This window comes from Streptomyces sp. CB03238, assembly GCF_002099185.1.
GTDB lineage: Bacteria > Actinomycetota > Actinomycetes > Streptomycetales > Streptomycetaceae > Streptomyces.
Window position 1 is genome coordinate 185,176 of sequence record NZ_NBCN01000014.1, and the last position, 13,830, is coordinate 199,005.

The window sequence follows — 13,830 nt, forward strand, 5'->3', positions numbered from 1 at the left end:
TCAGCTGTCCTTGCGGAGGGCGTGGGCGAGGAGGTCGAGGAAGGAGCGGTTGATGAGGCTCGACTCGGCGGGCCTGAGCGGGCGCCGGGACAGCAGCGCGGCCTGCCCGTAGAGGGCTTCGGCGCTGGTGCGGGCCAGCTCGGGCTCGTCGATGGCGACGGCGGTGCGGACCAGCGGGTTGAGCTGGTTGAGGATCAGCTGGGCCCGTGGCGCCTCCTGGCGCAGGGCGCCCAGGATGTCGCCCCACAGGCCGCCTTCCTGCTCACGCGCGAGCTGGGAGCGGGTGCGCTCGTGCCGGGCCTCGCGGCTGTCGACGAGAAGGGCGGGGGCGGAGGCGGGCTGGAAGGTGCGCAGCGCGACGTCGCAGTCGAAGACGGAGAGGGCGTCGCGGGCCAGGGCGAGGTAGGCCGAGGCGGCCAGTTCCGTCTCCCGGTCGACGGGGTCGAGGTGGGCGGTGAGGGTCGCCGGGTCGAGGTCGGCGACGCCGTTCTCGGGCCTGATCTCGGGCAGCCGGTGGACCAGTTCACGGTCGTAGGTGTAGCCGCCGTTGACGACGCCGAGCCCGGCGGCCGAGGCGATCGCCGCGACCTGCCGGAACTCCTCCACACTGGACGTGACGAGCACGGTGCGGTGGGTGCGCGCGAACTCGTCGAGGGTGGTGTGCCCGTCGGTGGTCTCGAACGGCAGCCAGGGCAGCAGCATCCGCAGGATCTCGTCGTCGTGCACCGCGAGCGACTTCACGGCCAGGTGGTGGGCCTGGAGGAAGCGGGCGAGCAGGTCCGGGTCGCCGGCGGCGGCCCGGGCGATCCACGCGCGCAGCCGCTCGGCGAGGGCGTCGCGGACGGCGGCGAGGGTGTCGTCCTCGTACAGGGACTCGCGGGACGCCGTCGGGCGCAGGCTCTCCGCGTCGATGACGCAGCGGACGAAGAACGCCCACTCGGGCAGGATCTCCTCGGCCTGTTCGGACAGCAGCATGCCCTTGACGTGCACGCGGTGGCCGTGGCGGCGCCCGGCCGGTACCGCCTCGGGCAGCACGCACGCGATGCCCTTCAGGCCCACGGCCGGCAGGTCCAGCTCGATGGTGTCCAGCGGCGTGAAGCCGAAGACCTCCTCGCCGTACGCGGCCAGCGCGCGGGAGCGGGTTCCCGGCGTGGGGTACGTGCGCGCCCAGGGCGCGGGCTCGGGGTTGACGGACGCGGCCGGGCCGCCCGTGCCGTCGTCGAAGGTCACCGGGTGGCGCAGCAGGGAGCCGAAGTGCCGGGCCAGCGCGTGCACCCGCGCCGGGCGGGTCCACTCGCCGGCGTCGCCGCGCGGCGTCAGCGTGACGGTGGTGCCGGGCCGGGGGCGGGCGGAGGCGGGCAGGGTGCGGACGGTGTAGCTGCCGTCGCCGCGTCCCCGCCACTCCACGGCGGGTGCGTCGGGGGTGCGGGCGGAGCGGCTCAGGACGTGGATCTCGTCCGCGACCAGGAAGCAGGAGAGCAGGCCGATGCCGAACTGGCCGATGAAGTCACCGCGTTGCTCGGCGATCTGCTCGGCACGCTTGCTGCTGCGGCCGATCGTGGCGAGGAAGCGGTGCACATCGGTCTCGGTGAGGCCGACGCCGTCGTCCTCGACGCGGACCACCGAACCGTCGGCGTACAGGCGGACGCCGAAGGCGTCGGCGGGGGCGGCCGGTTCAAGGGCGTGCCGGGCGGTGAGCGCGTCCACCGCGTTCTGCATCAGTTCGCGCAGGTAGACGCGGGGGCTGGAGTAGAGGTGGTGGGAGAGGAGGTCGACGAGGCCGCGCAGATCCACCTGGAAGGTGCGGTCGGCGCCGGCCGGGTTCGCGGCGGTGTCGGGCAGGGTCATCGGGCAGTCCGGGGTGCGAGGGGTGACGGGTGACGGACGGGCGGGCTCGGCGGCCGGCGGGTGCTCAGGCGCGGCGGTGGGCGCGCGCGAACTCCTTCTCGGGCTCGGCGTAGTAGGTCCAGGGCCACGTGGTGCAGGCGCCGTCCAGGGCCTGGAAGACGCGCCGGATCGTGTGCCGCTCACCGGACAGCGACAGAGCCATGGCGAACATGTTGAAGTCGCCCTGCCAGCCCGGGCGCCGTACGTAGGCGGGGTGCAGGATGCTGTGGTCGGCCGCGTCCCGCAACTCCGCCTGGACGTGGGGGTCCACGAGGCAGTCCCCGCGGTCGGACTCCACCCATTCCTCGATGTGTGCCATGGCGATCACGCAGCCGAGGCGGTGCCCCTGCGGAGTGCGGGCGAGCGCGTCACGGGCGAACGCCAGGGCCTGGCCGGGCTCGCCGCCCCAGCGGGGCTGCATCTGCGACACCCACTCGAGGTGGGTCTCCAGGTCCAGCGGGTCGCGGCGCAGGGCGGCACCGAGCCGGGTCTCGTTGACGGCGGGGTCCAGCGACATGCCGCGGCCGGAGGTGAGGAGGTGGCGCCAGGGAGTGACCCATTCGGGCCGCAGCTCGGCGGCCTCGAGCAGCTGTTCCTCGGCGATGTGGAGCCGCTCGTGGAAGACCCTCCACTGCTCCTGTGTGACGTCGACGGCACGCGCGGCGGTGCGCGCCTCCCAGCCCCAGGACATGTGGCGCGCCCCGGATATCAGCAGGGCGGTCGCCCTTGTCCTCCTCGACGGCCCGGCCGATCCAGTCCTGCACGCCGTCCAGGTCGGCGACCTCACCCAGGACATGGTGGTCGCGGCCGAGATCGAAGGGGGCCAGCGCCGCTTTGACCGCTTCCCAGTCGCCCGCGTCGGCCGCCTCCACCAGCGCGAGCACCCGGGTGTCCCCGAGTGCGCGCAGCGTGTACGTCCCGTTCTTCCGCCTGCGCGGCACGGGAAGGGCGTACGGATCCGCCGCCGCTCCCTCCGCACCCCTGCCGAACAGCTTGCCGAACATGCCGCGCCCTCCCCTGGTGCCGCGTTTGCGTCCGGTGCAGCATAAGCGGCCCCACCGACACCGCTTCCACAGGGTTTCCACCCGTGCTTCAGGGCCACCGGCGGGCCCGCCATGTGCGCCGACGGCGGCATCCCGGCGGGAGCCGGACGGGCACCCGGTGCTGCGACGGTCTAGGCGGCCGTGTCGTAGGTGTAGTGGCGGGTGTGGTCGAGCATGTCGGCCGGGGTGACGTCGTTCCACGGGCGCATGGTGTCGTTCAGGTCGACGACGTCCGGGGTGCCTGCGGCCGGGAGGTAGGTGGAGCGGGGGTGCCGGGCCTGCCAGTCGGCCCACAGCTTGTCGATGAAGGCGTGGTGGAGCCAGAACACCGGGTCGTTCGGGGAGGCGCCGGTGGCCATGTGGCCGCCGACCCACACATGGACGCGGTTGTGGAGGTTGGCGCCGCGCCAGCCCTCCAGGTGGTTGCGGAAGCCGTCGGAGGCGCTGTTCCACGGGGGCATGTCGTACGTCTCCATGGCGAGGACGGAGTCGACCTCGGCCCGGGTGGGGAGCTGGCGGCCGCCGGCGCCGAGGGCGCGGCGCAGGTAGTCGCGGCCGTCGACGCGTACGGAGATCGTCCAGCGGTTGCCGGTGCGGGCGAACGGGCCGTCCATGACCTGGCCGTCCCGGGCGCGGCCGGTGCCGCCGAGGAAGTCGGGGGCCCACAGGGAGGCGCGGGGCGTGCGGGCCACGGTCCAGTCCCAGTAGGGCAGGGCGACGGCCGGGTCGACGGCCTGGAGCGCCTGCTCGAACTGGAGGAGGAAGCGCCGGTGCCAGGGGAGGAAGGACGGCGAACGGTGGCCGACCCGGTCGCCGTTGTCGGTGTCGCTCATGATGAAGGCGTTGTGGGTGGTGACGAATGTGTCGTACTGGCCGGTGCGCTTGAGCTCCAGCAGGGCGTCGACGAAGCGCCGCTTCTCGGTGGCGGTCAGCTGGGCCTGGTTCTTGCGTACGGTCATGGTGGTACGGCTCCGGATCGTGATCAGGCGGTGGCGACGGGGACGAGCGGGGCGCCCTGCAGTTCGCGGACGGCGGCGCGGGCCACGGCGCGGGGCGTGGCGAGCGGCTCGTAGTGGTTGATCACACTGATCCAGGTGCCGTCGGCGTTCCGCATGACGTGCAGTTCCTCGCCGTCGATGCGTACGGAGTAGCCGGAGCCGTGTTCCGCGCCGTGTCCCCCGTGGTGGCCGTCGCCGTGGGAAGGGCCGCCCTGGATGCGGCGGCCCATGACTATCTCGTCGAACGTCTCCGGGCCGGCGCCCAGGTGGGCCGGAGCGGCCACGGCCTGGGCGGGAGCCGTGAGCGCGCGCCCGGCGGCGAGGCCCGCGGCGGCCGAGGCGGCGACGCCGAGGGCGCGGCGGCGCGTGATTCTGGACATGGGTAACCCCCTGAGTGGTGCGGTGGTCGATGGACCGCCGGGGGATTGGTCATGTGCCCCCGGCACGACCCATGCCTATCGGGGGTTTTCGGAGTGGGGAATTCCGCAGGTTCCGGTTGGCCGCGATACGGACAACTCACCACCTATAGTGCAGAGTTGAACGAAGTTGATCTTGCTGTTGACGGGCACGCGAAAGCCCCGGAACGTAAGTCTTGCGGAGCATGTGACAACCTCGTGAAGAATCTTCCGTTCCGGGGCGGTCGGCGTGGTCCGGCTCACGCCCGGAGACTGTCCGGAATCAGCCGCGCCGCGGCGCCTTGCGCGTCGCCCGCAGCCACTCCTTGTTCATCGCCGCGATCGACGGCAGCGGGATGCCCTTGGGGCAGGCCGTCGCGCACTCACCGGTCAGCGTGCAACCTCCGAAGCCCTCCTCGTCCATGACGCGCACCATGTCCAGCACGCGGGTCTCACGCTCCGGGGCGCCCTGCGGCAGCACATTGAGGTGGTTGACCTTCGCCGAGGTGAAGAGCATCGCCGAACCGTTGGGACAGGCCGCCACACAGGCGCCGCAGCCGATGCACTCGGCGTGCTCGAAGGCGGAGTCGGCGTCCGCCTTGGGCACGGGCGTGGCGTGCGCCTCCGGGGCGGAGCCGGTGGGGGCGCTGATGTAGCCGCCGGCCTGGATGATCCGGTCGAAGGCGGACCGGTCCACGACCAGGTCCTTGACCACCGGGAAGGCGGCGGCCCGCCACGGCTCGATGTCGATCGTGTCACCGTCCTCGAAGGCCCGCATGTGGAGCTGGCAGCTCGTGGTGCGCTCGGGCCCGTGCGCGTCACCGTCGATGACGAGCGAGCAGGCCCCGCAGATGCCCTCGCGGCAGTCGTGGTCGAAGGCGACCGGGTCCTCGCCCCGGAGGATGAGCTCCTCGTTGAGGGTGTCGAGCATCTCCAGGAAGGACATGTCCTTGGAGATGCCGTCCACCTCGTAGGTGGCCATGGCGCCGGGTGCGTCGGCGTTCTTCTGGCGCCAGACGCGCAGGGTGAGCCTCATGCGTAGCTCCGCTGGGTGGGGTGGACGTACTCGAAGACGAGGTCTTCCTTGTGCAGGACGGGGGCGTCGCCCGTGAACTCCCAGGCGGCCGCGTAGGCGAACTCGTCGTCCTTGCGGGCCGCCTCGCCGTCCGGCGTCTGGGACTCCTCGCGGAAGTGGCCGCCGCAGGACTCGGAGCGGTGCAGGGCGTCGAGGCACATCAGCTCGGCCAGCTCCAGGTAGTCGACGACACGGTTGGCCTTCTCCAGCGACTGGTTGAACTCCTCCCCCGTGCCGGGGACCTTGATCCGGCGCCAGAACTCCTCGCGGATCTGCGGGATCCGGTCGAGCGCCTTGCGCAGCCCGTCCGCCGTGCGGGCCATGCCGCAGAACTCCCACATCAGCTCGCCCACCTCGCGGTGGAAGGAGTCGGGAGTACGGTCCCCGTCGACGGCGAGGAGCCGGGCGAGCCGGTCCTCGGTCTCGGTGACGACGTCCCATACGACGGGGTGCTCGTCGGTGACCGGCTCGGTGAGCGGGTTGCGGGCGAGGTAGTCGTTGATCGTGGACGGCAGGACGAAGTACCCGTCGGCCAGGCCCTGCATCAGCGCCGAGGCGCCGAGCCGGTTGGCTCCGTGGTCGGAGAAGTTGGCCTCGCCGATGGCGAAGAGGCCGGGAACGGTGGTCTGGAGGTCGTAGTGGACCCACAGGCCGCCCATCGTGTAGTGCACCGCGGGGTAGATCCGCATCGGCACCTCGTACGGGTTCTCCGCGGTGATCCGCTCGTACATCTCGAAGAGGTTGCCGTACTTCTCCTCCACCTTGGCCCGCCCCATGCGCCGGATGGCGTCGGCGAAGTCGAGGTAGACGCCCTGGCCGCCGGGGCCGACACCGCGGCCCTCGTCGCAGACGTTCTTGGCGGCCCGGGAGGCGATGTCACGCGGGACGAGGTTGCCGAAGGACGGGTAGATCCGCTCCAGGTAGTAGTCGCGCTCGTCCTCGGGGATCTCGTTCGGCGGCCGCTGGTCACCGCGTGCCTTGGGCACCCAGATGCGGCCGTCGTTGCGCAGCGACTCGCTCATCAGGGTCAGCTTGGACTGGTGGTCGCCGGTGCGCGGGATGCAGGTGGGGTGGATCTGGGTGAAGCAGGGGTTGGCGAAGTACGCGCCGCGCCGGTGTGCCCGCCAGATCGCGGTGGCGTTGGAGTTCATGGCGTTCGTCGACAGGTAGAAGACGTTGCCGTAGCCGCCGGACGCCAGGACCACCGCGTCCGCGAAGTGGGTGGTGATCTCGCCGGTGACGAGGTTACGGGCGACGATGCCGCGCGCCCGGCCGTCGACCACGATCAGGTCGAGCATCTCGGTGCGCGGGTGCATCTCGACGTTGCCCGCCGCGATCTGCCGGGACAGCGCCTGGTACGCCCCCAGCAGCAGCTGCTGGCCCGTCTGGCCGCGGGCGTAGAAGGTGCGGGAGACCTGGACGCCGCCGAAGGAGCGGGTGTCGAGCAGACCGCCGTACTCGCGGGCGAAGGGCACGCCCTGGGCGACGCACTGGTCGATGATCTCGACGGAGATCTGCGCGAGCCGGTGGACGTTGGACTCACGGGCGCGGAAGTCGCCGCCCTTGACGGTGTCGTAGAAGAGGCGGTGGATGGAGTCGCCGTCGTTGCGGTAGTTCTTGGCCGCGTTGATGCCGCCCTGCGCGGCGATGGAGTGGGCGCGGCGCGGGGAGTCCTGGTAGCAGAACTGGACGACGTGGTAGCCCTGTTCGGCGAGGGTCGCGCCGGCGGAGCCGCCCGCGAGGCCGGTGCCGACGACGATGATCGTGTGCTTGCGGCGGTTGGCCGGGTTGACCAGCCTCGCCTCGAAGCGGCGCCTGTCCCAGCGTTCGGCTATGGGGCCGGCCGGTGCTTCGGCGTCGACGATCGGAGCGCCGACTTCGTAATCGAGGTAGCTCATGGATCAGCTCACCACTCCGGTCATGACGGCGACGGGTACGGAGATGAAGCCCGCGGTCAGCACGAGCGCGAGGACGTTGGCGAGGGTCTTGAGCGCGCGGTCGCGCCGCGCGTTGCCCACGCCGAGGGTCTGGGCGGCGGACCAGAAACCGTGCCGGATGTGCAGGCCGACGGCGAGCATCGCGACGATGTAGATGACGTTGCCGTACCAGGTGGAGAAGGTCGCGACGACGTTCTCGTACGGATGACCTGGCTGCGCGTTCGGGTTCACGGTGAGCGTCGTCAGGTCGAGGATGTGCCAGACGATGAACAGCGCGACGATCACGCCGCCCCAGCGCATGGTGCGGGTCGCGTAGCTCGCGCGGCGCCGCTTGTGGACGTACGCGGTGGGGCGGGCCTTGATGTCGCGCCTGCTGAGCTGGTACGCGGAGACGCCGTGGGCGATCACGGCCGTGAGCAGCACCACCCGGGCGATCCACAGGCCCCACTCGTAGTGCAGGACGGGCTCGCCCATGGTGCGCAGCCAGTGGCCGTACGCGTTGAACTCACCGGGGCCGAAGAAGACCTTCAGGTTGCCCATCACATGCGCGACGAGATAGCCGATCATGATCAGGCCGCTGACGGCCATGACCGTCTTCTTGCCGACGGTGGACCGCCAGAAGGTGCGCGTGAGGGACGGTTGTCGATCCGTCCGCGTTGCCAGAGCCATGGCATCAGACGGTAGGGGCGGACCGGGCCAGAGGTCCAAGACATGGTCCGGCTCATCTCCATAGGCGGTCTCTATGGAGCGGCTTATGGTGGGTGGTATGCAGTTCCAGCAGCTCCAGTACTTCGTGGCCGTGGCCGAGACCCGCCACTTCACCCGGGCCGCCGAGCGCGTCCATGTCTCCCAGCCGTCGCTGTCGCAGCAGATCAGGGCGCTGGAGAAGGAGCTGGGCGCCGAGCTCTTCAGCCGGGCACGCGGCAATATCGCGCTCACGGACGCGGGCGAGGCGCTGCTGCCGCTGGCCCGCCGCATCCTGGCGGACGCCGACACCGCGCGCCACGAGGTGCAGGAGCTGGCCCAGCTGCGGCGCGGACGAGTGCGGCTGGGCGCGACGCCCAGCCTGTGCACCGGGCTGCTGCCCGATGTGCTGCGCGCCTTCCACGACCTGCACCCGGGCATCCAGCTGCTGATCGAGGAGAGCGGCTCCCATGATCTCGTACGGGAGCTGGCGCGCGGGTCGCTCGACCTGGCTCTGGTGGTGCTGCCGCTGCCGACCCCGTCGCCTGCCCTGACGACCGTCGAGCTGCTCCACGAGGACCTGGTGGTGGTCTCCTCGGCAGCGGCGCCCGCCCCGCGCCGGCCGGTGCGGATCGCGGATCTGGAGGGGCAGCCGCTGGTGATGTTCCGGCACGGCTACGACCTGCGGGACCTGACGGTCGCGGCGTGCCGCGCGGAGGGGTTCGAGCCGTCGTTCACGGTGGAGGGCGGTGAGATGGACGCGGTGCTGGGATTCGTCCGGGCCGGGCTGGGCGTGGCGGTCGTGCCCGCGATGGTGGCGGCGCGGGCGGGACGGGACCTGCGGGTGACGGCGCTGGCGCGGCCGGGGCTGCGGCGCACCATCGCGCTGGCGCACCGGAGCGATGTGGCACCGCCGCGGGCGGCGCGGGAGCTCCAGCGGCTGCTGCTGGCGCACCGGGCGAAGCCGTGAGGGTGCGGGCCCGTGGTCCGGTTGTGCCCACCCGTCCCTCACCCAGCGGAACGAATGCCCACAACCGGGCCGGCGTCCTACACCGCGTCCGCGAGGACCAGCGCGTGGATGCGGTCGGGGGCGCCGGGGCGGGCGTAGTACCAGCCTTGGGCCGTGTCGCAGCCGAGTTCGCGGAGCTGCTCCGCCTGCGCGCCCGTTTCGACGCCTTCGACCGTGACCGCGAGTTCCAGGCTGTGCGCCAGGGAGACGATGCCTTCGACGATCTTCAGGTCGACCGGGTCGATCGGGTGCTGCTGCATGCTCTGGGTGAAGGAGCGGTCCAGTTTCAGCACGCTGACCGGGAGCCGGCGCAGGTTGGCCAGGTTGGAGTAGCCGGTGCCGAAGTCGTCCAGGGCTATGTCCACGCCCATCTCGGCCAGTTGCCGCAGCGGCTTGAGCAGGTCCTCGTCGGCGCCGATCAGCGCGGACTCGGTGACCTCCAGGCACAGGGCGCCCGGGTCGAGCCCGGAGCGCTCCAGTACGTCGACGGTGTCGGCGACCAGGTTCGGGTGGTGCAGCTGCGTCGGCGAGAGGTTGACGTTGATGCGCAGGGGGCCGCCGTCGGAGTGGCGTCGCTGCCAGAACCTGGCCTGGCGGACGGCCTCCTGGAGGACCCAGCGGCCCAGCGGCACGATCAGCCCGGTGTGCTCGGCGAGCGGGATGAACCGGTCGGGGCCGAGTACGCCGTGCTGCGGGTGGCACCAGCGCACCAGGGCCTCCGCGCCGTGCACGCTGCCGTCGCCGAGGTGCACCAGCGGCTGGTACTCGATGAAGAACTCGCCCCGGTCCAGGGCCGCGGGCAGCGCGGTGGTCAGGCCGTGCCGGGTGATGGCGCGGGCGTCCGCCTCGGGGTCGGCCCGCTCGAAACGGTTGCCGCCCGCCGATTTGGCCCGGTACATGGTGATGTCGGCGCTGCGCAGCACCTCCGCCGGTCCGCGTTCGCCGGCGGGCCCCTCGACGATGCCGACGCTGCCGCGCACGGTCAGCTCGCGGCCGTCCAGCCGGACGGGCGTGGCCAGGGCGGCGAGGATGCGGTGGGCGAGCTCGTCGGCCTGCTGCTCGGTGTCCGTGCCGGTGGTGAGCGCCACGAACTCGTCGCCGCCGAGCCGGGCCACCATCTCCCCCGGCCGGGTCGCGACGGACTGCAGCCGGTCGGCGACCTCCACCAGCAGCCGGTCGCCGGCCGCGTGGCCGAGGCTGTCGTTGATGGCCTTGAAGCCGTCGAGGTCGAGGTAGCACAGGCCGAAGCGGGTGCCGTCACGCGCGGACAGCACCTTGTCCAGCCGTTCGAAGAACAGCGTCCGGTTGGGCAGCCCGGTCAGCGCGTCGTGCGTCGCCTCGTACCGCAGCCGCAGGTTGAGCAGCCGGCGCTCGGTGGTGTCCTCCATCAGCGCCAGCTGGTACTGCGGGCGGCCCTCAGGGTCCCGGAGCAGGGAGACGGTCAGGTTGGTCCACAGGACGGTGCCGTCGCCCCGGTAGAAGGGCTTCTCGACCCGGAAGTGGTCACGCTCGCCGCGCACCAGCTCCCCGTACAGCTTCCAGACGTGCGGCGCGTCCTCGGGGTGGACCCACTCGCTGACCCTGCGGCCGCGGACGTGGTGCTCCAGGCCGCCGAACATGCGGGTGAGGGCGCCGTTGACCTCCAGCACGTTGCCGTCGAGGTCGGCGATGCCGATGCCGATGGCCGCGTCCTCGAAGACGGCACGGAAGCGGGCCTGGGTGGCGTGCAGGGCCTGTTCGGCGAAGCTGCGCGCGGCGAGCGCCGAGCGGGCGATGGCCTCCTGCTCGGCGAGGGTGCGTTCGCGCAGCGCCTGGGCGAATCCGGCCGCGAGCGCGTGCTGGAGCCGGGCGCAGCGGGCCCGGAGCTCCTCGGCCGCGGCGCTCTCCCCGTCGCCCCCGCAGTACAGCACCAGGTAGGAGTCGACCACGCCGAGGGTACGGCTGAGCGCGTCCGGGTCGGTGCAGTGCGCGGCCACCAGGGCGGCCCCGACGCGGTGCGCGGGCGTCGGGTCGAACGGCCTCGCGTGCAGCGCGTCGCTCAAGTCCCGTGCCAGCGGCAGCAGGTGCCGCTCCGTCTCGGAACGGGTCATCGACGTGGCCGTGACGGGGAAGATGGCCCGGCTCCAGATGGTCGCGAACCGCTGGAGTCTGTCCTCCAGGCCGTCCGGTTCCGCGGAGGAACCGGACGCCTGCGCCGGCATGCTCACGCCTTGCGCCCCACCCCTGCGTAGCCCGAGAAGGCGTATGGATCCTCTTGGTCGAGTGGGTTCTCCGGCCGCCACTCAGGCATCGACACGAGACCCGGTTCGACCATCCGGAACCCGTCGAAGAAGCGGGCGATCTCCTCGCGCGTCCGCATCACCAGCGGGTTGCGGATGTCGCGGTAGACGTCCACCGCGCCGCCCACGCGTTCCTGCGGCAGCGGGATGCCCTCGTACGAGGCATGGCTGACGATCAGGAGGCTGCCGGGCGCGAGGGCGTCGCGCAGCTCGGCGACGGCACGCTGTGGTTCGTCCGTGTCCTCCAGGAAGTGCAGGACGGAGACCAGCAGCAGGGCCACGGGCCGGTCCAGGTCGAGGAGGGCGCCGGTCTCGGGGGCGGTGAGGATGTCCCGCGGCTTTCGCAGGTCGGCGGCGAGGACCCCGGCGTTCGCGTTGCCTTCCAGTACGGCCTGGCTGTGTGCGACGGCGACGGGATCGTGGTCGACGTACAGGACGCGGGCTTCGGGGTCGGCGCCCTGCGCGACCTCGTGGACGTTGCCGAAGGTGGGGATGCCGGAGCCGATGTCGAGGAACTGGGTGATGCCCTCGCTCACGGCGTACCGTACCGCCCGGCGCATGAACGCCCGGTTGGCCTGCTGGATCTTGGGAAGACCCGGCACGAACTCCATGACCTTGCGGGCCGCTTCGCGGTCCACCTCGAAATTGTGCGAGCCGCCCAGGTAGTAGTCGTAAATGCGGGACACGCTCGGCACCGAAATGTCGATGCCCGGCGGGGCCCAGGCGGGACGCTCCATCGATGTCTCCAACAAGTCGCCACGGAATGCGGCCATGTTCATGGCCAGTGTTCGAGCCGAGGCTACTGATCGCCCGCCGGGAGGGCGAGGGGAAACGGAAATTATCGATCCGTTCTTGGTCACACGTCTCGGTCACTGGACGGTGGCACGTGCGGCGTCCGTGGCACGTGCGACCGGCCCGCCGCTCACGCGGGGAGCGTGGGGCGGCGGGCCGGCGGGGTGTCCGGGCCGGCTGGGCCGGACACCCGAGTCGCGACGTACGTGGGGACTCTACTTGGACGTCGCGACCATCTTTCCGGTGGGCGAGACGGCGAACCAGGTGCCGCCCACGCCCTGACCGTTGGTGTCACCGGGCTTCTTGTCGCCCGCGAAGGTGTAGAGGGGCCAGCAGTCGATGGTCTGCTGCTTGATGCCGTCGGGCCGGTTGAAGGTGACGTAGCCCTTCGTGGAGATGCCCTCGGTGTCGTTCTTGTCGACGGGCGCGACGACCGGCCACTTCTCCAGGCACTCGCCGGTGCAGGCGGTCTTCATGGGCCACGCCGAGTCCTTCTCGAACCGGTAGACCGTCATGCCGTTCTTGTCGACGACGATCTCGCCGAGCTTGGGGTCCTTGCGGACGGACAGGCCCGCCAGGTCGGCCGGCGCACCCGCGCCCTCGCCGCCGCCCTGCTCCTCGGCCGTCCCCTCGTCGGCGCCCTCGTCCTCGGCGGCCCCCTCGTCGCCGCCGCCCGCCAGGGCCGCCTTAGTGCCGTCGGGGGCGGCCGCGAACCAAGTGCCGCCCACGCCCTGGCCCTTGGTGTCACCGGGCTTGGCGTCCTTGGCGTACCGGTACATCGGCCAGCCGTCGATGGTGAGTTGCCTGGTGCCGTCGGCGCGCGTCACCTCACCCATCAGGGAGGCGTCGACACCGGCCGGGGGCTTGGCGCCCTCGGCGGCCACCACGGGCCAGGCCTTCGCGCAGTCGCCCTCGCAGGCGGACTTGGGCGGGTTCGGGGTGTCCTTGTCGAAGCGGTAGAGCGTGAGACCCTCGCTGTCGGTGACGACCTTGCCGAGCTCCTTGCTGTCCCAAATGGCGAGCTGACCGGCCGGCTTGGCGGCGGCCGCCTCCCCTCCGGAGCCGGCGCCGGAACCGTACCCGGCGCCCGAACCGTAGCCGGCGCCGTTCTCGGCGGGCGCGCCCGCCGGTGCGGCCGCGCCGACCGAACCGGCGGGGGCTTGGTCCCCCTTGTCCTGACCGCACGCCGTCGTCAGCGCGAGCACGGCCGCCGCGGACAGCGCGAGCGAGGCGTTCCGCCAGGTCTTCATGTCAACTCCCGTTGTATCGAGGTAGTTTGGCGACGCCCAGGCGTGCCGTTCATGGCCCTATGTACGGGCGGGAGGGCGACGCGTGTTCAACGCGTCGGGAAAATTTCTCCGGCGGCGGCGGAACGGGGGTTACGAAAAACCCTTCCATCAGGGGAATCACACCGGTTCCAGGCCGCACCAGGGCACTGAGCGATCATGCTCAACGGCGTGTACGGAACCCTCGTCGCGCGACTCCTGGCAGCCGCCGCCCTCGGCTGGTTGCTGACCGCCCCGCTGCCCGCGGCGGCCGACAGTTGCGCCATCGCCCACATCGGCCCCGGCACCCCCGAACCGGCCGTCGCGGTCGCGGGCGGCGCCACCTGCACGGCGGGCCCCTCTCCCGCACCGGAGCCCCCTCCCCCGCCCAAACCGCCCGCACCGCCGCCCCCGCCACCGCCCCCGCCGCCTCCCGGGCAGGTCGTCCCCGAGCCACCGCCACCCC

General features: G+C 71.8%; 10 protein-coding genes and 2 pseudogenes. 2 read left to right on the plus strand and 10 right to left on the minus strand.

Going from position 1 to position 13,830, the window contains the following annotated elements:
* The 7 genes and pseudogenes from BKD26_RS25455 to BKD26_RS39320 form a co-directional block, all read right to left on the minus strand.
* Complete coding sequence (locus BKD26_RS25455) at positions 1-1,848, minus strand: HSP90 family protein (protein ID WP_084902449.1); 1,848 nt, start codon at positions 1,846-1,848, stop codon at positions 1-3.
* Between the two features lie 64 nt (positions 1,849-1,912).
* Positions 1,913-2,891: pseudogene (locus BKD26_RS25460) on the minus strand (hypothetical protein).
* A gap of 170 nt (positions 2,892-3,061) precedes the next feature.
* Positions 3,062-3,889 carry a tyrosinase family protein gene (locus BKD26_RS25465; RefSeq protein WP_084902452.1) on the minus strand — a complete coding sequence of 276 codons (828 nt, stop codon included), beginning with the start codon at positions 3,887-3,889 and terminating at the stop codon, positions 3,062-3,064.
* A gap of 23 nt (positions 3,890-3,912) precedes the next feature.
* Positions 3,913-4,308, minus strand: coding sequence for a tyrosinase cofactor (locus BKD26_RS25470; protein ID WP_084902454.1), 396 nt, complete (start codon positions 4,306-4,308; stop codon positions 3,913-3,915).
* Positions 4,309-4,606: 298 nt separating this feature from the next.
* A complete protein-coding gene (locus tag BKD26_RS25475; RefSeq protein WP_084902457.1) occupies positions 4,607-5,359 on the minus strand; it encodes a succinate dehydrogenase/fumarate reductase iron-sulfur subunit in 753 nt (250 codons plus the stop codon).
* Complete coding sequence (locus BKD26_RS25480; protein WP_107417988.1) at positions 5,356-7,296, minus strand: fumarate reductase/succinate dehydrogenase flavoprotein subunit; 1,941 nt, start codon at positions 7,294-7,296, stop codon at positions 5,356-5,358. The genes BKD26_RS25475 and BKD26_RS25480 overlap by 4 nt, the downstream gene beginning before the upstream one ends.
* Positions 7,297-7,299: 3 nt before the next feature.
* A complete protein-coding gene (locus tag BKD26_RS39320) occupies positions 7,300-8,004 on the minus strand; it encodes a succinate dehydrogenase cytochrome b subunit (protein WP_107417989.1) in 705 nt (234 codons plus the stop codon).
* A 97-nt stretch (positions 8,005-8,101) separates the two neighbouring features.
* On the opposite strand from BKD26_RS39320, the gene BKD26_RS25485 reads away from it, so the two are divergent.
* Positions 8,102-8,989, plus strand: a complete 888-nt coding sequence (locus BKD26_RS25485; RefSeq protein WP_084902500.1) for a LysR substrate-binding domain-containing protein — start codon at positions 8,102-8,104, stop codon at positions 8,987-8,989.
* A 77-nt stretch (positions 8,990-9,066) separates the two neighbouring features.
* On the opposite strand, the gene BKD26_RS25490 is transcribed toward BKD26_RS25485, so the two are convergent.
* From BKD26_RS25490 to BKD26_RS25500, 3 genes are all read right to left on the minus strand, one after another.
* Positions 9,067-11,235 (minus strand): EAL domain-containing protein, encoded by a 2,169-nt coding sequence (locus BKD26_RS25490; protein WP_084902460.1) that lies wholly within the window; start codon positions 11,233-11,235, stop codon positions 9,067-9,069.
* The gene (locus BKD26_RS25495; protein WP_084902463.1) at positions 11,232-12,044 is read right to left on the minus strand and encodes an SAM-dependent methyltransferase; all 813 of its coding nucleotides are present in this window, start codon (positions 12,042-12,044) and stop codon (positions 11,232-11,234) included. Before BKD26_RS25495 ends, BKD26_RS25490 begins: the two co-directional genes overlap by 4 nt.
* 270 nt (positions 12,045-12,314) lie before the next feature.
* A complete protein-coding gene (locus tag BKD26_RS25500) occupies positions 12,315-13,349 on the minus strand; it encodes an SCO0930 family lipoprotein (RefSeq protein WP_084902465.1) in 1,035 nt (344 codons plus the stop codon).
* A 195-nt stretch (positions 13,350-13,544) separates the two neighbouring features.
* On the opposite strand from BKD26_RS25500, the pseudogene BKD26_RS40490 reads away from it, so the two are divergent.
* Positions 13,545-13,830 (plus strand): annotated as a pseudogene (locus BKD26_RS40490) (hypothetical protein); the annotation flags it as partial.

Excerpts from the sequence above, each read along its gene's own strand:
- BKD26_RS25475 (WP_084902457.1), bottom strand. The coding sequence starts at position 5,359 with ATGAGGCTCACCCTGCGCGTCTGGCGCCAGAAGAACGCCGACGCACCC.
- BKD26_RS25500 (WP_084902465.1), bottom strand. The coding sequence starts at position 13,349 with ATGAAGACCTGGCGGAACGCCTCGCTCGCGCTGTCCGCGGCGGCCGTG.
- BKD26_RS25455 (WP_084902449.1), bottom strand. The coding sequence starts at position 1,848 with ATGACCCTGCCCGACACCGCCGCGAACCCGGCCGGCGCCGACCGCACC.
- BKD26_RS25495 (WP_084902463.1), bottom strand. The coding sequence starts at position 12,044 with ATGGAGCGTCCCGCCTGGGCCCCGCCGGGCATCGACATTTCGGTGCCG.
- BKD26_RS25485 (WP_084902500.1), top strand. The coding sequence starts at position 8,102 with ATGCAGTTCCAGCAGCTCCAGTACTTCGTGGCCGTGGCCGAGACCCGC.
- BKD26_RS25470 (WP_084902454.1), bottom strand. The coding sequence starts at position 4,308 with ATGTCCAGAATCACGCGCCGCCGCGCCCTCGGCGTCGCCGCCTCGGCC.
- BKD26_RS39320 (WP_107417989.1), bottom strand. The coding sequence starts at position 8,004 with ATGGCTCTGGCAACGCGGACGGATCGACAACCGTCCCTCACGCGCACC.
- BKD26_RS25480 (WP_107417988.1), bottom strand. The coding sequence starts at position 7,296 with ATGAGCTACCTCGATTACGAAGTCGGCGCTCCGATCGTCGACGCCGAA.
- BKD26_RS25465 (WP_084902452.1), bottom strand. The coding sequence starts at position 3,889 with ATGACCGTACGCAAGAACCAGGCCCAGCTGACCGCCACCGAGAAGCGG.